General features: G+C 62.7%; 16 protein-coding genes and 2 tRNA genes. 14 read left to right on the top strand and 4 right to left on the bottom strand.

Annotation, left to right across the window (positions count from 1 at the left end; genetic code table 11):
- The first annotated feature begins 43 nt into the window (after positions 1-43).
- From EP867_RS01430 to rlmF, 14 genes are all read left to right on the top strand, one after another.
- A complete protein-coding gene (locus EP867_RS01430; protein WP_241656783.1) occupies positions 44-1603 on the top strand; it encodes a D-aminopeptidase in 1560 nt (519 codons plus the stop codon).
- A gap of 12 nt (positions 1604-1615) precedes the next feature.
- Entirely contained in the window at positions 1616-2659 is a 1044-nt protein-coding gene (locus tag EP867_RS01425; protein ID WP_128486435.1) for a DmpA family aminopeptidase, read from the top strand.
- Positions 2656-3456 (top strand): M55 family metallopeptidase, encoded by an 801-nt coding sequence (locus tag EP867_RS01420; protein WP_128486434.1) that lies wholly within the window; start codon positions 2656-2658, stop codon positions 3454-3456. The genes EP867_RS01425 and EP867_RS01420 overlap by 4 nt, the downstream gene beginning before the upstream one ends.
- A gap of 386 nt (positions 3457-3842) precedes the next feature.
- Positions 3843-5462 (top strand): amidohydrolase, encoded by a 1620-nt coding sequence (locus tag EP867_RS01415; protein WP_128486433.1) that lies wholly within the window; start codon positions 3843-3845, stop codon positions 5460-5462.
- 98 nt (positions 5463-5560) lie between these two features.
- Positions 5561-7153: an ABC transporter substrate-binding protein gene (locus tag EP867_RS01410; RefSeq protein ID WP_128486432.1), complete on the top strand. Its 1593-nt coding sequence runs from the start codon at positions 5561-5563 to the stop codon at positions 7151-7153.
- Between the two features lie 138 nt (positions 7154-7291).
- A complete protein-coding gene (locus EP867_RS01405; RefSeq protein ID WP_128486431.1) occupies positions 7292-8227 on the top strand; it encodes an ABC transporter permease in 936 nt (311 codons plus the stop codon).
- A 5-nt stretch (positions 8228-8232) separates the two neighbouring features.
- Positions 8233-9054, top strand: a complete 822-nt coding sequence (locus EP867_RS01400; RefSeq protein WP_128486430.1) for an ABC transporter permease — start codon at positions 8233-8235, stop codon at positions 9052-9054.
- The gene (locus tag EP867_RS01395; RefSeq protein ID WP_128486429.1) at positions 9051-9965 is read left to right on the top strand and encodes an ABC transporter ATP-binding protein; all 915 of its coding nucleotides are present in this window, start codon (positions 9051-9053) and stop codon (positions 9963-9965) included. Before EP867_RS01400 ends, EP867_RS01395 begins: the two co-directional genes overlap by 4 nt.
- The gene (locus EP867_RS01390; protein WP_128486428.1) at positions 9962-10924 is read left to right on the top strand and encodes an ABC transporter ATP-binding protein; all 963 of its coding nucleotides are present in this window, start codon (positions 9962-9964) and stop codon (positions 10922-10924) included. Before EP867_RS01395 ends, EP867_RS01390 begins: the two co-directional genes overlap by 4 nt.
- Before the next feature lie 256 nt (positions 10925-11180).
- Positions 11181-12395: an OpgC family protein gene (locus EP867_RS01385; RefSeq protein WP_277749352.1), complete on the top strand. Its 1215-nt coding sequence runs from the start codon at positions 11181-11183 to the stop codon at positions 12393-12395.
- A gap of 188 nt (positions 12396-12583) precedes the next feature.
- Entirely contained in the window at positions 12584-12811 is a 228-nt protein-coding gene (locus EP867_RS01380; RefSeq protein WP_128486426.1) for a hypothetical protein, read from the top strand.
- A gap of 207 nt (positions 12812-13018) precedes the next feature.
- On the top strand, positions 13019-13900 hold the full coding sequence (locus tag EP867_RS01375; protein WP_164888733.1) for a LysR family transcriptional regulator: 882 nt from the start codon (positions 13019-13021) through the stop codon (positions 13898-13900).
- A gap of 110 nt (positions 13901-14010) precedes the next feature.
- Complete coding sequence (locus tag EP867_RS01370) at positions 14011-15045, top strand: peptidoglycan-binding domain-containing protein (RefSeq protein ID WP_128486424.1); 1035 nt, start codon at positions 14011-14013, stop codon at positions 15043-15045.
- Positions 15046-15313: 268 nt separating this feature from the next.
- Positions 15314-16219: a 23S rRNA (adenine(1618)-N(6))-methyltransferase RlmF gene (gene rlmF, locus EP867_RS01365; RefSeq protein ID WP_128486423.1), complete on the top strand. Its 906-nt coding sequence runs from the start codon at positions 15314-15316 to the stop codon at positions 16217-16219.
- Positions 16220-16399: 180 nt separating this feature from the next.
- Here the strand turns inward: rlmF and EP867_RS01360 are convergent.
- The 4 genes from EP867_RS01360 to EP867_RS01345 all read right to left on the bottom strand — a co-directional run bounded on the left by EP867_RS01360 (position 16400) and on the right by EP867_RS01345 (position 19825).
- Positions 16400-16474, bottom strand: a tRNA-Thr gene (locus tag EP867_RS01360).
- A 16-nt stretch (positions 16475-16490) separates the two neighbouring features.
- A tRNA-Thr gene (locus EP867_RS01355) sits at positions 16491-16565 on the bottom strand.
- 165 nt (positions 16566-16730) lie between these two features.
- A complete protein-coding gene (locus tag EP867_RS01350; protein WP_128486422.1) occupies positions 16731-18017 on the bottom strand; it encodes an O-acetylhomoserine aminocarboxypropyltransferase/cysteine synthase family protein in 1287 nt (428 codons plus the stop codon).
- Positions 18018-18208: 191 nt separating this feature from the next.
- On the bottom strand, positions 18209-19825 hold the full coding sequence (locus tag EP867_RS01345) for an acyl-CoA dehydrogenase family protein (protein WP_128486421.1): 1617 nt from the start codon (positions 19823-19825) through the stop codon (positions 18209-18211).
- Positions 19826-19878: the final 53 nt, after the last annotated feature.

Raw genomic sequence — 19878 nt, 5'->3', positions numbered from 1 at the left:
TTGCACTTCGGCATGTTAGCCCCGCATGAGCCGGAGACCCGACGTGACGAGACTTTCCCTGAGTGCGGCAGAGGCCGCGCTGAATGCCCTGCCGCAAAGCCTGCGCGGACCGGGGGGCGCTGCCGCTATTCTGCATGAAGGCCGGGTGGTGGCCGAGCGGGTCTGGGGGTATGCCAACCTTGAGACGGGCCAGCCGATGACGGCTGCGACGCGGATCCCGCTCTGCTCGATCTCCAAGCAGTTCACCTGCATGGTGATGCTGGCCGCCTGCGACAGTCCCGAGGCGCTGGACGATCTGCTGCCCGCCCATCTGCCGAATTTCAAAGGCGAGCTGCCGAAAGTCCGCGACCTGGCGAACAATCAGTCGGGCCTGCGCGATTACTGGGCGCAGACCGTGCTGATGGGGGCGAAAGCCGAGCAGTTCTTTGCCCCTGAGGATGCGACCAGAACCTTCGCATACCTGCAGAGCAGCCATTTCGCACCCGGCACGCGCTACAGCTATAACAACGGCAACTTCCGCCTGATCGCCGATCTGATTGAGGCAAAGACGGGGGAGAATTTCGCCGACCTCCTCTCGCGCCATGTGCTGGTGCCGGCGGGGATGGAGGGGGCTTTTCTCGCCTCTGACACCCGCAGCCCGCCCGATGGTCTGGCAGGCTATGAGGGGACCGAAGAGACCGGCTATCTTCCGGCGGAAAACGGTGTCTGGTGGATGGGCGATGCGGGCATGGCGGCTTCGCTGCGCGACATGTGCAGCTATGAGGCCTGGATTGATGCCACCCGCGATGATCCGGCCTCGCTTTATAACCGCGCCGCTACCCCGCAGCAGTTCCGCGACGGCACGCCCGCGCATTACGGCTTTGGTCTGCAGCATCATCAGGTCGCAGGCGATCTTTTCACCGGTCACGGCGGCGCGCTGCGCGGGTTCCGGGCCTTCCGCATGGCGGGGCGCGAGAGCCGCTTCTCGGTTGTGGTTTTGCTGAACCATCATGGCGATGCCCATGGTGCCGCCCATGCCATCGCCCGCGCCGCGCTGGGTGTGACACCTGCTGAGGCGCAGCCTGTGGCCGCAGAGATGGCGGGTCAGTGGTATTGCGAAGAGACCGGTCTGATCGCGCGTCTTGAGCCGCAGGGGACCCGGGCGCGGCTGCATTTCGGCACCGGAGCTGATGATCTGGCCGGACAGGCGGATGGCAGTCTGGGGGGCGGTCTTGTGAAGGTTGCCCGCGACGGGGCCGATCTGGTCATGGCGGGGGGCTTGGAAAACTACGCCGCCCGTCTGACGCTGCTGCCGCGCGATCTCAACACCTCGCCCGAGGATCTGGCCGGGCGCTGGATCTGCGAAGAGATCGGCTCTGAGATGGAGATCACCACCCAGGGCGGCATGGGCTATGCGGTCTTTAAAGGTCCGCTGGGAATCGGGCGGCCGGAGTTGATCCGGCCTGCCGCAAAAGATCACTGGCAGCTGATCACCCGCCGCTCGCTGGATGCGCCTGCGCCGGGGGACTGGACGATGAAGCTGATCCGCGACGCGAAGGGCGCGCCGGAGGCCATTCGCCTGAGCGTCTGGCTCGCGCGCAATCTGATCTGGCGCAAAGCCTGAGGGAGAGACGATATGAGCACCAATCAGGCCTCCGCCCGCGATCTCGGCCTCCGCTTTGAGGGGCATCTGCCGACCGGGCCGCTGAACGCGCTGACCGATGTGGCGGGGGTAAAACTCGGCCATGTCACTTTGCAGGGCGATGGCCTTGCCACCGGGGTCACCGCGATCATTCCGGCAGAGGGCAATCTCTTTCGCAGCAAGCTGCGCGGGGCGGTGGATGTCATCAACGGTTTTGGCAAATCCGCGGGTCTTATGCAGCTGGCGGAACTTGGCACCATCGAGACGCCGATCCTGCTGACCAACACCCTCAACGTCGGCACCTGCACCGAGGCCCTGGTGCGCCGGGCGCTGGCGGAAAACGACGATATCGGCCGCACGACCGGGACGGTCAATGCGCTGGTCTGTGAATGCAATGACGGCTCCATCAGCGATATCCGCGCGCTGGGCGTGACGCAGGACCATGCGGCGGAAGCGCTGAAGGCGGCTGCGCCGGGCGCTTTTGCGCAAGGGGCGGTGGGCGCAGGCACCGGCATGACGGCTTTCGGCTTTAAGGCCGGGATCGGTTCCGCCTCGCGCCTGCTGGAGATCGGTGAGGAGAGGTTCACCCTCGGCGCGTTGGTGCTGGCGAATTTTGGACCCGCGGGGCAGTTGATGCTGCCCGATGGCCGCCGCCCGCATCCCAAAGACCTGGCAGAGCGTGAGCAGGGCTCGGTCATCGTGATCCTGGGCACCGATCTGCCGATGGCCGATCGTCAGCTGCAGCGGGTTGCGAAGCGCGCGGGCGCAGGTCTGGCGCGGCTCGGGGCGTTTTACGGTCATGGCTCGGGAGATCTGACGGTGATGTTTACCACCGCAGACCGGGTGGAGCACGATCCCGCCACGCCCTTTGCGCCGCAGCGCCGCCTCTCGGATGATCTGATCGATCTGGCCTTCCGCGCGGCGGCTGAGGCCACTCAGGAGGCCGTGCTGAACGCGCTTTGCCACGCACCGGGCACCCGGGGCCACAGCCGCTATTACCCCTCACTCGCCGACTGGCTGAAGGAAAACCAGCAATGAAAGTCTTTATCTGCGCCGATATCGAAGGCACCGCCGGGATCGTCGACTGGGAAGAAACCATCCGCGGCGAACGCGGCTGGGAGGAGTTCCGCGAGCTGATGACGCTGGAAGTTCTGGCCGCCTGCGAAGGCGCCCGCGCGGCAGGGGCCACCGAAGTGGTGGTCAAGGATGCCCATGACAGCGGCCGCAACATCCTTGTCGGTCGTCTGCCCGATTATGTGCGGGTGGTGCGCTCCTGGTCGGGGCATCCCGATCAGATGATGTTCGGCATCGACGAGACCTTTGATGCGGCGGTCTTTACCGGGCATCACTCGCGGGCAGGCACCGAAGATAACCCGCTGGCGCATACTTCGAACCAGAAGATCTCCTGCATGTATCTGAACGGCAAACCCGCTTCAGAATTCACCATCAACGCGCTTTGTGCGGCGCGCTACGGGGTGCCTTCGGTTTTCCTTTCGGGCGATGAGGGGATCTGCGCGGAAGTGGCGGGCGAAGTGCCGGGTATCGTCACGGTTGAGACGCTGAAGGGCTATGGCAATGGCTCAAACTCGATCGCGCCGCAGCGGGCGCAAAAGCTGATCCGCGAGGGCGTTGAGCGCGCTCTGCGCCAGGACAACAAAACCCGCATGCCCGACGTCAAAGGCCCCTTTGAGGTGAAGATTGAGTTCACCAATCCGGTCACGGCCTATCAGTCGAGCTGGTATCCGGGCGTGAAAACCGCAGGGCCCCGCACCATCACCTATGCGGCGGATGATTTCTTCGAAATCCTTCGGGCGCTGCGCTTTATCAAAGGCTGAAAATTTATGCGAAGGGCGGAAGCCCTGAATTTGCATAAAGATTTGGCGTTTCCTGGGATGATTTTCGCGGCACCTGGATGGGGTGCCGCGATTTTTTTTGTTTTTCGAAGGGTTATGCGGTGCGGGCATGAGATTGTGCCCATTGCGCACTGGCGCACAGTGAGGCAAATTCGCACAGTGAGGCTTGGGGAGAGGCTGAGGTGCGAGGGTGCGGGGGGCACGGCAGGGGCTGCGAAAGCGGGTCCGCTGCTGTCAGAGCCGCGCTGCGAACTGTCAGCCTGTTTTTCAGACTTCAGTCCGGCGCGCAGAGATCAGGCGGATGCGCATCGGAGAGGGAAGCCCGTGGGGCTTTCGAACACTGCGCCTGACCGGAGCCTGAGACGAGAATGACAGCAGTTGCAGATCTGATCCTTCACAATGGCCGCATCTGGCGCGGCAAAGCGGAAGGCTATTGCGAGGCCCTGGCGGTCTGGCAGGGGCGGGTGCTGGCCACCGGCAGCCCGGATGAGATCATGGCCCTGAAGGGCGCTGCCACCGAGGTGATCGATCTTGAGGGCCGCTTTGCGAGCCCCGGTCTGATCGACAACCATCTGCATCTGCTGGGCACCGGCTTTGTCATGGGCATGGTCAATGCGACCCCCGCCTTTGCGCCGACCGTTGAAGATCTCATCAAAGCGATTGCTGAGCGCGCGAAAACCACGCCGAAGGGTCAGTGGATCCGGGCGCGTGGCTATGATCAGACGAAATATCCGACCGGCGCCCATCCGACCCGCGATGATCTGGACCTTGCGGCCCCCGATCATCCGGTTCTGGTCACCCGTGCCTGCGGCCATATCACCATCGCCAACTCTAAGGCGCTGGAACTGGGCGGCATCACCGATGAGACCCCCGATCCCGATGGCGGCGTCATTGGCCGCTCGAACGGGCGTCTGAACGGGCTTCTGGCGGAAAACGCCATGGATCTGGTCTATTCCGTTGTGCCGACGCCAACGACCGAACAGCTGATCGGTGCGATTGAGGCGGGCGGCAATTACCTTTTGTCGCTGGGCATCACCAGTTGCATGGATGCGGCTGTGGGTCAGATCGCGGGTCTGGAAGAGATGCGCGCCTATGAGTTTGCGAAACTCGCAGGCCGTCTGCCGGTGCGGGTCTGGCTGACCCTGCTGGGCGATCCGTCGAAAAGCATTGTCGAAGACTGCTACCGCATGGGTCTGGTGAGCGGGGCAGGGGATGATCTTCTGCGCGTGGGCGCGGTCAAGCTCTTCCTCGACGGCTCGGCCGGTGGTCGCACCGCCTGGATGTCCGAAGCCTATCAGGGCCAGCCCGATAACTTCGGCGTGCAGATGCTGCCCGATGACTATGTTTACGAGCGCGTGCAGGATCTGCATGACAAAGGCTATGCGCTGGCCTGCCATGCCATCGGCGACAAAGCGATTGAGCAGCTGATCACGGCCTATGAAAAAGCGCTGGAAAAGACCCCGGATGCCGACCGTCGTCACCGGATTGAGCATTGCGGCTTCCCCAGGGGCGATCAGAACGACCGAATGAAGGCCGCAGGCATTCTGCCCGCCCCGCAGCAGGCCTTCATCTATGACTTCGGCGACGCCTATGTCAGCGTGCTGGGCGAAGAGCGCGGGCTGAAAGCCTTCCCGATCGGCACCTGGGAGCGGATGGGGATGAACCCCTCGACCGGCTCGGACAGCCCGGTCTGCCTGCCCAACCCTTTCCCGAATCTCTACGCGCTGATCACCCGTAAGACCTGGAAGGGCACGGTGATGGATGAGACCGAAGTCCTTGCCCGCGACACCGCGCTGCAGGTGCTGACGGAATATGGCGCTTATTCGCAGAAGGCCGAAGGGGTGAAGGGCCGTCTGGTCCCCGGTCAGCTTGCAGATATCGCCGTTTTTTCGGGCAACCTGCTGGAGGACACTCCGGAAGTTATCCTCAACGATACGAAATGCGTGCTGACGCTGCTTGAAGGGCGCGTTGTTTACGACGCACGCTGAGAGAAAGCCCCCGGGCCTGTTCAGGCGAACAGGCCGGGGGGCCGGGGAATAACCGGGACCAACCCGGACATCTGATTTTCACATGGGAGCACCACAGAATGATGCGTTCACTTTCTCTCGCAGCCCTGCTTGCTCTGGGCACTGCGGCGACTGCATTTGCCGAGACCCCGCGCAAGGGCGGCACTTTTAATTTCACCGCGCCCTATGGCTCGGCTTTCTCGACGCTGGATATCCACGGCAGCCCGAATATCCAGGAGCATTTCGTCACCTATGCGATCCACCGCTCGCTTTACTCGTGGGATTCGAACAACAACAAGCCGGTTCCGGAACTGGCTGAAAAGGTTGACGTCTCGGAAGACGGCTCGGTCTATACCTTCCATCTGAAAAAGAACGCCGTTTTCCACCACGGCAAGCCGCTGACCGCCGATGACGTGATCTTCACCTATAAGCGTCTGGCCGATGCCAAAAACGCGCTGCCGGGTGCGAGCTATATCAACATCATCAAAGGTGTGGCTGAATTCGGCAAAGGCGAAGCCACTGAGATCGAAGGTCTGAAAAAGATCGACGATCACACCCTGGAAGTGACCCTGAACGCCGCAGGCAACCCGGGCTTCAACCTGATGGAATCGACCACCTCGATCTATCCGTCGGATTACCCGCTCGATCAGCAGGCGATCAAACCGGTCGGCCTTGGTGCTTTCCAGTTCAAAGAGCATGTGCCGGGCAGCCAGGTCGTGGTCGAGCGCTTTGACAAATACTACGAAGAGGGCAAACCCTACCTCGACCGCGTGAACATCATCGTCATGCCGGAAGGCTCGGCCCGTGACGTGGCCTTCCGCAACAAAGAGGTGGATGTCTCGGTTCTCGGCCCGGTGCAGTATCAGGCCTATCAGCAGGATGCCGCGCTGAAAGACCATATCCTTGAGGTCGCGGAAACCTTCACCCGCAACGTGGGCTTCAACACCGAAGCGGTGCCTGCCCTGGCAGACAAGCGCGTGCGTCAGGCGATCAACCATGCCATCAACTCGGACCTCATCATTGAGCGTCTGGTGAAGGGCAAAGCCGTTCGTGCCGTCTCCTGGCTGCCCAAAGGCTCGCCGGCTTATGATGAGAGCGCGCAGCCCTATGCCTATGACCCGGAGAAGGCCAAAGCCCTGCTGAAAGAAGCAGGCTATGAGAACGGCTTTGAATTTGAAGTGACCGCAACCCCGAACGAATCCTGGGGCGTCCCGATCATCGAAGCCATCCTGCCGATGCTGAAGCAGGTTGGCATCACCGTGAAGCCGAAGCCGATTGAATCGGCGGCCCTCGGCTCGACCGTTCAGTCGGGTGACTTCCAGGCCTATATGTGGTCGAACCTGACCGGTCCGGACCCGCTGACCTCGCTGCGCTGCTTCTGGTCGCAGACCGCACAGGCGGCCTGTAACTACACGAAGTTCTCGAATGCTGAATTCGACAAGCTTTATGAAGCCGCTCGTGCTGAGACCGATGAAGCCAAGCAGATGGAGCTTCTGAAGCAGGCCAACAACCTGCTGCAGGAAGAAGCTCCGGTCTGGTTCTTCAACTACAACAAAGCTGTCATGGCCTATCAGCCCTGGGTCCATGGCCTCGCGCCCAATGCGACCGAACTGGCGCTGCAGGACTACGATTCGATCTGGATCGACGACAGCGCACCGGCCTCGCGCAAGTAATCTGCGCGCTGATCTTTCGGGCGGGGAGAAATCCCCGCCCCTCACTGACCGGCATCTGCGCCAGACCAGAAGCGCAGAGCTGACTGAGACCTGATCCCCGCAGCGCTTCCGCTCCGGGGCCGGACAGGGGACCGGACCATGCTTAAATTTACCCTCCGACGGATCCTGCAGATGATCCCGACACTTTTTGTCGTGGCGCTGCTGATCTTTGTGATCTTCTCGGTGGTGCCCGGAAGTTTCGCCACGGCGCTGTTTTCCGATGGCCGCACCAATGCCGATCCGCAGCTGATTGAGCGTCTGAACCGCGAGTTCGGGCTGGATCGTCCGCTGCTGGAGCGCTTTACCACCTATATCTGGGATCTTGCACGCTTTGACCTTGGCACTTCCTTCCGCACCCGCCTGCCGGTGCTGGATATGCTCGGCGAGCGGATGTGGCCCTCGCTGAAGCTGGCCATTGCGGCCATGGTCTTTGCCGTGGTGATCGGTGTGCCGCTGGGCTTTATGGCGGCGCTGCGTCCGGGCTCGCTTTTTGACAGTGTGACGATGATCGGCGCGGTCTCGGGGCTGTCGCTGCCGCAGTTCTGGCTGGGCCTGCTGCTGATGATGCTTTTTGCGCTTCAGCTGAACTGGCTGCCGAGCTTTGGCTATGGTGACGGCTCGATCCGCAACCTGATTCTGCCCGCAATGGCACTGGGCGTGACGCCGCTGGCGCTGCTGGCACGCACGACCCGGGCCGGGGTTCTTGATGTCATCAACTCAGACTTCATCCGCACTGCTCATGCCAAGGGTATGAGCGAGAGCGCCGTGGTGCGCCGCCATGTGGCGCGCAACGCCCTGGTGCTGATCGTGACCACCGTGGGTCTGCAGTTCGGCTCGCTGATCGGGCAGGCGGTTGTGATTGAAAAGCTTTTTGCCTGGCCGGGCATCGGCTCGCTGCTGGTCGATTCGGTGGCGATCCGGGACATCCCCGTCGTGCAGGGCGCGATCCTGGTGATCGTGCTGTGGTTTCTTGTCATCAATACTGCCGTCGATCTGCTCTATGCAGCGATCGATCCGCGCATCAAGCAGGAGTGACGCTTATGCGCCTTGGATTTAACCTCTGGTTTGGCGGTTTTCTGACCGTCCTGGTGATCTTCGCCGGGCTTTTCGCGCCCTGGCTTGCGCCCTTTGATCCGGTGCTTGACGCCAACCTGATGAACTCGGAACTGCCGCCGGATGGGGAATTCTGGTTCGGGACCGACAGTCAGGGCCGCGACATCTACACCCGTATCCTTTACGGCGCGCAGATTTCGCTGACCGTGGGGATCGTCTCGCAGATCATCAACTCGGTGATCGGTGTCACGCTGGGCATGACCGCAGGCTATTGGGGCGGCTGGTGGGATGACCTTGTGAACGGCCTGACCAACGTTATGCTCGCCATTCCCTCGCTGATCTTCGCGCTGGCCGTGATGGCGGTGCTGGGGCCGGGGCTTCCGTCGCTTCTGATCGCGCTTGGCTTTACGAACTGGTCCTGGACCTGCCGCATTGCCCGCTCCTCAACCCTTTCGCTGAAGTCGCAGGGCTATATTCAGGCCGCGCAGACCCTGGGCTATTCTGATCTGCGGATCATGTTCACCCAGATCCTGCCCAATATGCTGGGGCCGATCCTTGTGATGGCGACCCTTGGCATGGGCGGTGCGGTTCTCGCAGAGGCCTCGCTGTCCTTCCTCGGGCTTGGCATTCAGCCGCCGTTCCCCTCCTGGGGGTCCATGCTGACGGATGCGCGTGAGATGATGCAGCTTGCGCCCTGGGCCGCGATTTTCCCCGGCCTTGCGATCTTCCTTGCCGTGCTCGGCTTTAACCTTCTTGGCGACGGACTGCGTGACAGCCTCGACCCGCATATGAGGACGCGCAAACTATGAGTGCTCCGCTGATCGAGATTAAAGACCTGAAGGTCGATGTGCCGCTGAAGGGTGGCAAGGCCGTGCCGATCCTGAAAGGGGTCTCGCTGCAGATCATGCCGGGCGAGACTTTCGGTCTGGTCGGCGAATCCGGCTCGGGTAAATCCGTCACCTCTCTGGCGATCATGGGGCTTTTGAAAAAGCCGCTGAAAGCCACGGGCGGGCAGATCCTTTACCGGGGTGAGGATCTTCTGACGGCCTCGAAAAAGACCATGCGCAATCTGCGGGGCAACCGCATTGCCATGATTTTTCAGGAGCCGATGACGGCACTGAACCCGCTGCAGACGGTGGGCCGCCAGATTGCAGAGATGTTCGTGCTGCATCAGGGCAAGTCCTGGGCTGAAGGGCAGAAACTGGCCGTCGAAGCCCTGGCTGCGGTCAAAGTTCCCAGCCCGGAGCGTCGTGCCGGGAACTATCCGCATCAGATGTCGGGTGGTCTGCGCCAGCGGGTGATGATCGCCATGGCGCTGGCCTGCAACCCCGATCTGCTGATCGCCGATGAGCCGACCACGGCACTCGATGTGACCGTTCAGGCCGAAGTGCTGAAACTGATCCGCGAGCTTTGCGCCGAGCGCGGCACGGCGGTTTTGTTCATCAGCCACGACCTTGGCGTGATTGCCTCGGTCTGTCAGCGGGTGGGGGTGATGTATTCGGGCGTTCTGGTGGAAGAAAACGACACCCGTGCGCTCTTCTCAAACCCGCAGCATACCTACACCAAGGGGCTTCTGGGGGCGCTGCCGCGTCTGGGCTCGCGCACCGCAGACAGCCGCAACCGTCTGGTGGATATCGACAGCATCATCGCGGACCGCTCGGTGCTGACGCAGGAGCGCTATATCGCGCCCCGCATTACGGAAGGAGGGGCGGCGCAATGACGGCACCGATCCTTGAAGTCAAAGACCTGCATGTGCGTTTCCCGATCACTTCGGGGGGCCTGCTGGGGGGCGGCAAACGCTATCTGCATGCCGTCAACGGCTTGAGCTTTGATCTGGCACGGGGCGAGTGCCTCTCGGTCGTGGGGGAATCGGGCTGCGGCAAATCCACCACGGCTCTGGCGATCATGGGGCTGCAGGAGCCGACTGAGGGCAGCATCCGCTTTCACGGCAAACCGATGACCGGACCCCAGGCCCCGGGCCGCATGGCGCGGGCGCGCGCGGCGCAGATGGTGTTTCAGGACCCCTATGCCTCACTCAATCCGCGTCAGACCGTCTGGCAGTCGCTTGAACAGCCGCTCAGGCTCCATGGCGTCAAAGACAAGGCCGAGATTGAACGCCGCATCAGCGCCATGCTGAAAAACGTGGGGCTCACGCCCGAGCAGGGTAAACGCTATCCGCATGAGTTCTCAGGCGGTCAGCGCCAGCGCATCGGCATTGCCCGTGCGCTGATCCTTGAGCCGGAGATCGTGGTGCTCGATGAGCCGGTCTCGGCGCTTGATGTGTCGATCCGGGCGCAGATCATCAACCTGCTGCTCGATCTGCAGGAAAAATTCCAGCTGTCTTACGTGATGATCTCGCACGACCTGAGCGTGGTTGAGCATATGTCCGACCGTGTGGTCGTGATGTTCTTCGGTCAGATCGTTGAGCAGGGGCCCTGGCAGGCGATCTTTGAGAACCCGCAGCACCCCTATACCCGCCGTCTGATTGCCGCGATTCCGGACCCGGATACCTTCCTGAAGGAAGACACCGAGGCGCTGGTCAAAGTGCTGCCGCCTGCGCCTGCGGGTTACCGTCACATGGGCGACGGCTCGGTGCCGCCGAATGTCTTTGAGCCGCCGGAGGCGTCAGAGCTGATCGACATCGGCGGCGGGCATCTGGTGCGCTACCTGCGCGCCTGAACGCTGACCCTTTTAAAGCCCCGGTTGCGGCTATGCCGCAGCCGGGGCTTTTTGTTGCCGCGCACCTCCCCGGGACGGCCAGACGGATGGTGCTGGGCGCAATAACCCGCTGATTGCCCGGGTGGTTCCACCCTGAGTTTCGCACGCGCAGGCCTTCGCGCATGGTGGGACGACGACGGGCGGGAGTTCGCCACATTTTTACATAAATCTGTTACCTCACTTGCCTTTACCGAAGAGAGGCGGCAGATGCCGAAGTGTGAAACACATAAGCTCCCCTCCAGCGGTCTCTGCACCGCCCCGTGATGGCCGGATCGATATGATCCGGGGCCTCGCGCTTGCGATGATTTTCATCAACCACGTGCCGGGCAATCACTATGAGGTGCTGACCTCGAAGAACTTCGGCTTCTCGGATGCGGCCGAAGCTTTTGTTCTGCTGGCGGGCGTTTCGGCGGCCCTGGCCTATGCCAAACACTTTGAGGCGAAGCGCTGGTGGGCCGGGATTGCCGGACCCTGGCATCGCGCCTGGGTTCTTTACATGGTCCATATCGTGATTTCGGTCACGGTGCTGGGCCTTGTGGCGGCGATGCTGCGCTTTGGCGAAGTGCCTGAACTGATCTCACGGGACAACTTCAACCGCTTTGTCGAAGACCCTGTTGGCGTGCTGATCGGGCTGCCGCTTTTGCTGCATCAGTTCGGCTATGTGAATATTCTGCCGCTTTATATCCTGCTGATGCTGGTGGCGCCTTTGCTGATCTGGGCGGGGCAGCGGCGGCCGGGCTGGCTGCTGATCGGCTCGCTTGCCGTCTGGGCGGCGGCAGGGATCACCTGGCAGAACCTGCCGAATTATCCCAACCAGGGCGGCTGGTTTCTGAATCCCTTTTCCTGGCAGCTGATCTTTGTGCTCGGCGTGCTCACCGGACTTGCGCTGCGCGGGAAGCGTCGCTTTGTGCCGGTCAGACGCGGGCTGATCCTTGCGGCGGCGGTTTATGCCTCGCTGGCCTTTCTGGTCAAACAGGTGCCGCTGGTCGATCAGGGCTTCTACGTGGTGATGAAGACCCTGCGCGAAGCCGGGGTGCCCTATCTGCTGGTCGATTTCAACAAGGGCTATCTGCAGCTGCCGCGGCTTCTGCATGTTCTGTCGCTGGCCTATCTGATCAGCGTGAGCACCCATGTGCGGGCCTTCTCGGCCTCTCGCTGGGCCTGGCCCCTGGTGGTCATGGGGCGTCAGGCGCTGCCGGTCTTTGCGGTGGGGACGGTTCTCTCCTTTGCCGCCCGTGCGGCGCTGCATTACTTCGACCCGACCCTGACGATTGTGGAGGATGTGGTGATCCTTGGCGGTCTTCTGGCGCTGGTGCTCCTCGCCTGGGTCAAAGAGCTGTCGCGCGCGGCTCTGGGTGCGCCGCGCCCGCCCATTGTTACCGAAGAGCCCGGTCAGGTTGCGGTCCCGCGCAGCCGTCCCGCGCAGATCTGATCCGCCTGTAGTTTCAAGCACAAAGCCCGGTCCGGAAGGTCCGGGCTTTGTGCTGTCACGCCTCCGTGATTGTCCGATCCTGTCGAACACAGAGCGCGATGAATGACATCTAATCCTTTTCAGAGCGCAGGCTTACCTCTCCATCATCGAAAGGCATCCACGCCTTTCCCTTTGAATGGATGAAGAAAATGAAAAAAATCGCTTCGATCGTGACCCTTGCCGTTCTTGCTGCCACCGGTGCTTCGGCGGCTGATTACAACGCAAATGATAACAGCGGCCCCTCGCAGCTGATCGGCGAAGTCGTTCAGGTTCCGGCGACCGATGTGGCCATTGCCCGTGACTTCGTGAACAGCGATACCGTTGCCGTGACCGTCGTTGAAACCTCGGCCGGCGCCCCGGTGACCTCGGCGCGCTGAGGCCCTCTCCGGCCCTGGCCGGAAACAACACGGGCGCCCGCTGAGGGCGCCCGCAAACCTGTCAGACAGGGTCTTGACGTATAAATTCCCGCCATTAGCATTCGTGATCAGACCTCTGGTCTTTTCCGCCCCGGCCCTGCTTGCCCGAAGGGGGGGATCTGCCTATTTCAGCCGCTCTGATGTGACAGTTTTGTGCCAGGGCCGGTTTTGGATACGAATATTTTACAGACCTACGTTCACGTGGTCGAAGAGGGCAGCTTTGCGGCGGCCGCGCGTCGCATGGGCATTTCCCGCAGCCAGGCGAGCAAATATATCGCCGATCTGGAAGCCGATCTTGGCACGCGGCTTTTGCAGCGCTCGACCCGTTCCCTGCGGATGACGGATCTGGGCCAGCGGTATTATGACCGCGTGCGCCGCATCCTGGAGGATCTGCGCTGCGCCAATGAAGATATACGTGAGGCCTCATCGAAAGTGGCGGGTCGTCTGCGCATCGGTGTGCCGAAGATCTATATGATGAGCACGCTTCAGCCCGTCGTGTCCGACTTCATGCTCGAGTTTCCGGAGGTGACGCTCGATCTGGTGCTGACCGAGGGGCGGTCTGATCTGCATCAGGACGGGCTTGATGCGGCCATCATGGGCGGGCGTCTGCCGGATTCGACGCTATTTGCGCGCAGGCTTCATACGGTCTCTGCCATGATGGTGGCCTCTCCTGCCTATCTGGCTGAGGCCGGTGCGCCCGCAGCGCCTGAGGATCTGGCCGAGCGGCGCTGCCTGCATCACTCTCTCATCTCAGAGACCACTGTCTGGCCGCTGATGCGCAAGGGAGAGGTCACCTGGCAGCGCGTCAACGCCGTTCTCCAGGCCAATAACTGGGAAATGCTGCGCGCGGCCGCTCTCAGCGGGCAGGGGATTTCGGTGCTGCCTGAAAGCCTGATCGCTGAGGATCTGGCGGCAGGGCGTCTGGTGCAGGTGCTGGTCGATCACCCGATCCAGGACGTGGTCATCCAGCTGGTCTATGCGGATGCGCGCCACGCTACGGCGGCGCTGAAAGCCTTCATCGATTTTCTCACCCGGCGTAAATTCGCCTGAGCGCTGCAACGGCCTGCGAGGCTGCAACCGTTTGCAGAGCAGGGCGTTTTGCCTTGAGTGGGCGGGCCGGATGACGGCCTGTTCCTGCATCCGCCAAGAAGGAGAGCGAGATGAAAAAGGTCACTTTGCCGCTGCTGATCCTGGCCGGGCTTTCCGCCCCCATGGGCGCTGCGGCTCAGGACGGGATCGGCGGGGTTGCCCGCGCGATGATCACCCAGGAGCTTGACCGGAATGCCTTCGTGCAGGCCCAGGGGCGCAACAGCATTGCGGCCTATGAAAATTATCTCAGCAGCTTCCCGCAGGGCGCTTTCCGTCAGGATGCCATCGCCGCGATCAATGCGCTGCGCCCCGGCTCTGTGCAGCCGCTGCCGCCGCAGCCGGTGCCTTCCGTGAATGCGGCAGCCAGCGCTGAAGCCGCGCTCGGGCTGAGTGCGGCGCGCCGGGTTGAGGTGCAGCAGCAGCTGACGGCGCTTGGCTTTAACACCTATGGCGCCGATGGTGCCTGGGGCAATAACACCCGGTCCGCCATCCGCTCCTGGCAGCGCGCCAACCGCTTTGCCGAGACCGGCTATGTCAGCGCTCAGGATCTGGCGTTGATCGCAAGTCAGTACCGTGACCTTGGCCGCGCCCCCGTGACGCCGCCCCCTTCGGTCACCACACCGGCCGCGCAGGAGGCCGCTCTGGGGCTGACGCGCAGCCAGCGGCTTGAGATTCAGCAACAGCTGACCGCGCTTGGCCATGACACCCGCGGGGCCGACGGGGCCTGGGGCAACAACACCCGCATCGCGATCCGCTCGTGGCAGCGGGCGAACCGGCTCTCGGAGACCGGCTATGTCACCGCTCAGGATGTGGCGCTGCTCTCGCGGCAATACGGCGATCTGCGCCGCCCCGGAGCGACGCCGCCCCCTGTCACCAGCGGTGCCGACGAGGCGGCGGAACGCGCCCTTGGCCTTTCCGTCAGCGAGCGGCGGGAAGTTCAGCTGCGCCTGACGCTACTGGGACACGACACCCAGAGCACGGCGGGCACTTTTGACCGGCGCACCCGTCAGGCTCTGCGGGCCTGGCAGCGCAGTCAGGGCAGCACGGAGAGCGGCTATCTGAACAGCGACCAGCTGCGCGCCCTGCAACGCCAGACCGGCGGCTGATCGCGCGGCATTTGTCAAAGCCCGCCGCAGTGGACTGTGGCGGGCTTTCGCACATCCGGTCGCCTGGCTGCGACATGCCTCGCAGAATGGTCGGCGCTGAGGGCCGCCGCATCCGGCTCTATCTTAGTCCGCCGGAAGAAAAGCCGGGCGGGGCTGCTGCATCATACCGCCCCTCTTTCCGGTTTCAGCTATTCCGCCGCCCGCTCTGAGGCTTTAAGTTCCGCCTCCTGTCCGGCGCGCCAGGTGCCACGTAACATTCAGGTTTCCCATGGCTGTCAAACCCATGCTCCACCCCCGCAACCAACACCGCGAGGGCTATGATTTTGATCGTCTTATGGCGAAATCTCCCGATTTGGCGGCCTATGTCACCCTGAACCCACGGGGGCAGAGAACGATTGATTTCGCCGATGCCCAGGCCGTGCGCAGTCTAAACGGCGCTCTGCTGCGCGCCCATTACGATCTTGAGTTCTGGGAGATACCGCCCGGATATCTGTGCCCGCCGATCCCGGGGCGCGTTGATTATATCCATTACCTCGCCGACCTTCTGGCCGGGGAAAACGGGGGCCGCCCCCCGCGGGGGGCGCAGATCTCCGCGCTCGACATCGGGACCGGCGCGAGCCTGGTCTATCCGCTGACCGGGCAGCATGAATATGGCTGGCGCTTCACCGCCGTTGACATCGATCCGGTCTCAATCGCTTCCGCGCGGGAGATCTGTCGGCAGAATGATCTGTCGATTGACCTGAGGCTGCAGAGCAACCCCGAAGACATCTTCCGGGGTGTGATCCGGCGTGACGATCTGTTTCATGTGACCCTGTGCAACCCGCCCTTCCACGCCTCGCCGGAGGCGGCCGAAAGCGGCAGCCGTCGCAAGTGGCGCAATCTGGGCCGGGGCAACAGCGGGGCGCTGAACTTTGGCGGCCAGAATGCCGAGCTTTGGTGCCCGGGTGGTGAGGTGGGCTTCGTGGCCCGCATGATTGAGCAAAGCGCCGAATTTTCCGAGCAGTGTCTGTGGTTTACCTGCCTGATCTCGAAGAAGGACAACCTCAGACCTTTGTCGCGTGTGCTGGACAAAGCGGCTGTGGCAGAGACGCGGGTTGTCGATATGGCGCAGGGGCAGAAGGAAAGCCGCTTCCTGGCCTGGACCTATTACCCCAAACGGCTCCGGCGTCTCTGAGCAGTCCCTCATGGCGCTTCAGGCGGGGCCGTCGCGCCCCGAAAGGCCAGATGGTTTTTCTGCGCAGAGTCTGCGTGTCATCCTGGAGGATGGTTTCTCACAGGTCTGAAACCAACGGGCAGCCCGTGTGACGTCCGCTCTGAAATCAGGCGCTGTCTTTGGTGTTTTAAGGGGAGATTATGGTGCTGCAAGAGAGGATTGAACTCTCGACCTCTCCCTTACCAAGGGAGTGCTCTGCCACTGAGCTACTGCAGCACTAAAGGCGAAGGGATGGTGCTGCAGGAGAGGATTGAACTCTCGACCTCTCCCTTACCAAGGGAGTGCTCTACCACTGAGCTACTGCAGCGTCCTTTCGGTGAGGGGGTGAATAGCCGTCCCTGCCGGGTGGTGCAAGAGGGGGGCGCAAAGAATTTGTGCTCTCTCGTGATTTTTTCCCGAAACTTCCCGGACTTGGCACTGAAAAGGCCTCCCCTCGCAGAGAAGGGAGGCCCGTTCAGAACTTCGCCGGAAATCAGGCGGTTGCTTTGCTCAGCGCCTGGTCCAGATCGGCGATGATATCTTCCGCCGTCTCAATCCCGATCGAGACGCGCACCATATTCGGCGCGGCCCCTGCGGCCACCTGCTGCTCTTCCGTGAGCTGGCGGTGGGTGGTTGAGGCGGGGTGGATAATCAGGCTGCGGGTATCGCCAAGGTTGGCGACATGGGAGAAAAGCTCCAGGCTTTCCACCAGTTTCACGCAGGCCTCATAGCCGCCCTTCACCGCGAAGGTGAACAGCGCCCCTGCACCTTTGGTGTAGATGGTCTTGGTGCGTTCAAAGCAGGGGGCGCTTTCAAGACCGCCATAGGTGACTTTTTCGATGCGCGGATCGGCCTCCAGCCAAGCGGCGACTTTGCGGGCGTTCTCAACGTGACGCTCCATCCGCAGCGACAGCGTCTCAATGCCCATCAGCGTGTAATGCGCCGCCTGCGGGTTCATCGTCATGCCCAGATCGCGCAGGCCCACGGCGATGGAGTGGAAGGTAAAGGCCATGCCGCCGAGCGCTTCATAGAAGTTCAACCCGTGATAGGCGGGCTCGGGGGCTGCAAGCGAGGGGAATTTGCCTGATTTGCCCCAGTCAAATTTGCCGGAATCAATCACCGCGCCGCCGGTCACCGTGCCATTGCCGGTCAGATATTTGGTGGTCGAATGCACCACCAGGGTCGCGCCATGTTTGATCGGATTGCACAGATAGGGGGTGGCGGAGGTGTTATCGACAATGAGCGGCAGCCCGACCTTATCGGCGACCTTTGCGGCGGCGGCGATGTCGATCAGATAGCCCGCCGGGTTGGCGATGGACTCGCAGAAGAAAGCGCGGGTGTTCTCATCCACGGCCGCTTCCATGGCGGCGGGATCGTCGAAGTCCACGAATTTCGCCGACCAGCCGAAGCGTTTGATGGTCTGCGTCAGCTGGGTGATCGTGCCGCCATAAAGGCGGTTTGAGGCAACCACATTGGTGCCCGGTCCCATCAGCGGGAAAAGCGCCATGATCTGGGCCGCGTGACCCGAGGAGCAGCAGATCCCGCCCATACCGCCTTCCAGCGCGGTGATCCGCTCGGCCAGGGCCGAAACGGTCGGGTTGGTCAGGCGCGAGTAGATATAGCCCACCTCCTGAAGGTTAAAGAGCTTCGCGGCATGATCGGCATCGCGGAACACATAGGCTGTGGTCTGATAGATCGGCACCTGGCGCGCGCCGGTGGCCGGATCGGGCTTTGCGCCGGCGTGAATTTGCAGGGTTTCAAAACCGGGGGTCCGGGTCATGGGCTGTTTCCTCCGCCACTGTATGGCGAGAGGCTAACGGTCCGTGCAAAAACGGGCAATCGGGGCCTGAAACTAAGAACGCCTTTCGCCTGCAGCCCGTTCACGCGGGTGAATGTTTCGATCCTGCCTGCGGCAGGATGTCCCCGTTCCGCCCGGCGCGGGGCCGGACGGATGCGGGTTTCGTGCCGTGTTTACGCGCTTTGTCTGCGGCGCAGGATTGCGTCGCTGTCAAGCCCGCTGACAGCCCCCGGGACATGGCCGCGCGTGCCCTCAATCCGGGTGGCGATCCAGCCGTCGGCGGTGGCGCTGTCCCCCTCGCGCAGCAGGATTGAGCCTGCAAGAAGAACCGCCAGCCGCTCGGCAAACCAGCGGGCCTCAGCCTCCGGGGGCAGGGCGGGCCAGCGCTCAAGATGCGCCTTAAGGGCGGCGTCATAGCGGCGGTCCGCGCCTTTTGCGGCGAGAAGCTCTGCCCGCAGGGCCCCGGCGCTGTCGGGCTCCCGTGCCAGCGCCCGCAGGATGTCGAGGCAGATCACATTGCCCGAACCCTCCCAGATCCCGTTCAGCGGCGCTTCGCGGTAGAGAAGCGGCAGGGGTGTCTCTTCGACGTAGCCCATGCCGCCCAGGCATTCCATCGCCTCAACAATCAGCCAAGGGGCGCGTTTGTTGGACCAGAATTTCGCCACCGCCACAGCGATCCGCGCGAAAGCCCGCTCAGCGGGGGTGTCAAAGGCCCGCGCCACCCGCATTGAGAGTGCGAGCGCCCCCTCAGCCTCAAGCGAGAGATCGGCAAGGACCGAGCGCATCAGCGGCTGGTCAATCAGCCGGCGCTGAAAGGCCGATCGCCCCTCAACCCACCAGAAGGCCTCAGACAGCGCGGCCTGCATCAGCCCCGCAGGGGCTACAGCCGTATCAAGCCGGGTGTGCTGCACCATCTCAATGATGGTCTTCACGCCCGCGCCTTCCGCGCCGACCATCTGGGCCCAGGCGTTGTGATATTCGATCTCGGAGCTTGCATTGGCGCGGTTGCCGAGTTTGTCCTTCAACCGCTGGATCTGCAGGGCATTGCGCGCCCCATCCGGGGTGTGGCGCGGGACCAGAAAGCAGCTGAGCCCCCCATCGGTCTGCGCCAAGGTCAGAAAACCGTCGCACATCGGGGCAGAGCAGAACCACTTATGCCCCGTCAGGCGCCAGTCATCGCCATCCCGCAGTGCGCGGGTGGTATTGGTGCGCACATCCGATCCGCCCTGTTTCTCGGTCATTGCCATGCCCATGGTGGCGGCGCGTTTCTGCGCGACGGGGCCGGGGGTGGGATCATAGCCGCGAGTGGTCAGCTTTGGCACCCAACCGGCGGCAATCGCGGGTGTGGCCGAGAGCGCTGCCGGGGCGGCATAGGTCATCGTCATCGGACAACAGACGCCCGGTTCAACCTGGCTCAGCATATAAAGCATGGCGGCATGGGTGCTGTGGCCCATGGCCGCACCCTCCCAGGGAAGGGCCGCGATGCCGGCGGAGAGGCCCAGATCCATCAGCCTGTGATAAGCGGGATGAAAAGCCACCTCATCGAGCCTGCGGCCGCCGCGATCAAAAAGCCGCAGTTCAGGCGGGTGGCGATTGGCCTCAAACCCGGCCTCCCGCATCTCTGCGGATCCGGCTTTTGCCCCAAAATCAGTCAGATGCGCGGCATCGGCGCCGATGACGCTGACCCAGTGCCGCAGGGGCGCGTCTGTGGCCCAGAGGTCACGGGCGCAGGCTTCGGGCTGGTTGAACACCTCGTGAGTGGTCTGGCGGCTTCTTCCTGCGTAAAACATGAACAGTCCTCCCGCAGAAAAGCATCCTCCACGGGTGTGATTCTGCAAATAGG

Origin of the sequence: Falsigemmobacter intermedius (genome assembly GCF_004054105.1) — a bacterium.
Lineage (GTDB): Bacteria > Pseudomonadota > Alphaproteobacteria > Rhodobacterales > Rhodobacteraceae > Wagnerdoeblera > Wagnerdoeblera intermedia.
The sequence above is the reverse complement of the archived record's forward strand: the minus strand, read 5'-3'. Positions and strand labels throughout refer to the sequence as shown.

Excerpts from the sequence above, each read along its gene's own strand:
- EP867_RS01425 (WP_128486435.1), top strand. The coding sequence starts at position 1,616 with ATGAGCACCAATCAGGCCTCCGCCCGCGATCTCGGCCTCCGCTTTGAG.
- EP867_RS01420 (WP_128486434.1), top strand. The coding sequence starts at position 2,656 with ATGAAAGTCTTTATCTGCGCCGATATCGAAGGCACCGCCGGGATCGTC.
- EP867_RS01415 (WP_128486433.1), top strand. The coding sequence starts at position 3,843 with ATGACAGCAGTTGCAGATCTGATCCTTCACAATGGCCGCATCTGGCGC.
- EP867_RS01410 (WP_128486432.1), top strand. The coding sequence starts at position 5,561 with ATGATGCGTTCACTTTCTCTCGCAGCCCTGCTTGCTCTGGGCACTGCG.
- EP867_RS01405 (WP_128486431.1), top strand. The coding sequence starts at position 7,292 with ATGCTTAAATTTACCCTCCGACGGATCCTGCAGATGATCCCGACACTT.
- EP867_RS01400 (WP_128486430.1), top strand. The coding sequence starts at position 8,233 with ATGCGCCTTGGATTTAACCTCTGGTTTGGCGGTTTTCTGACCGTCCTG.
- EP867_RS01395 (WP_128486429.1), top strand. The coding sequence starts at position 9,051 with ATGAGTGCTCCGCTGATCGAGATTAAAGACCTGAAGGTCGATGTGCCG.
- EP867_RS01390 (WP_128486428.1), top strand. The coding sequence starts at position 9,962 with ATGACGGCACCGATCCTTGAAGTCAAAGACCTGCATGTGCGTTTCCCG.
- EP867_RS01380 (WP_128486426.1), top strand. The coding sequence starts at position 12,584 with ATGAAAAAAATCGCTTCGATCGTGACCCTTGCCGTTCTTGCTGCCACC.
- EP867_RS01370 (WP_128486424.1), top strand. The coding sequence starts at position 14,011 with ATGAAAAAGGTCACTTTGCCGCTGCTGATCCTGGCCGGGCTTTCCGCC.
- rlmF (WP_128486423.1), top strand. The coding sequence starts at position 15,314 with ATGGCTGTCAAACCCATGCTCCACCCCCGCAACCAACACCGCGAGGGC.
- EP867_RS01350 (WP_128486422.1), bottom strand. The coding sequence starts at position 18,017 with ATGACCCGGACCCCCGGTTTTGAAACCCTGCAAATTCACGCCGGCGCA.
- EP867_RS01345 (WP_128486421.1), bottom strand. The coding sequence starts at position 19,825 with ATGTTTTACGCAGGAAGAAGCCGCCAGACCACTCACGAGGTGTTCAAC.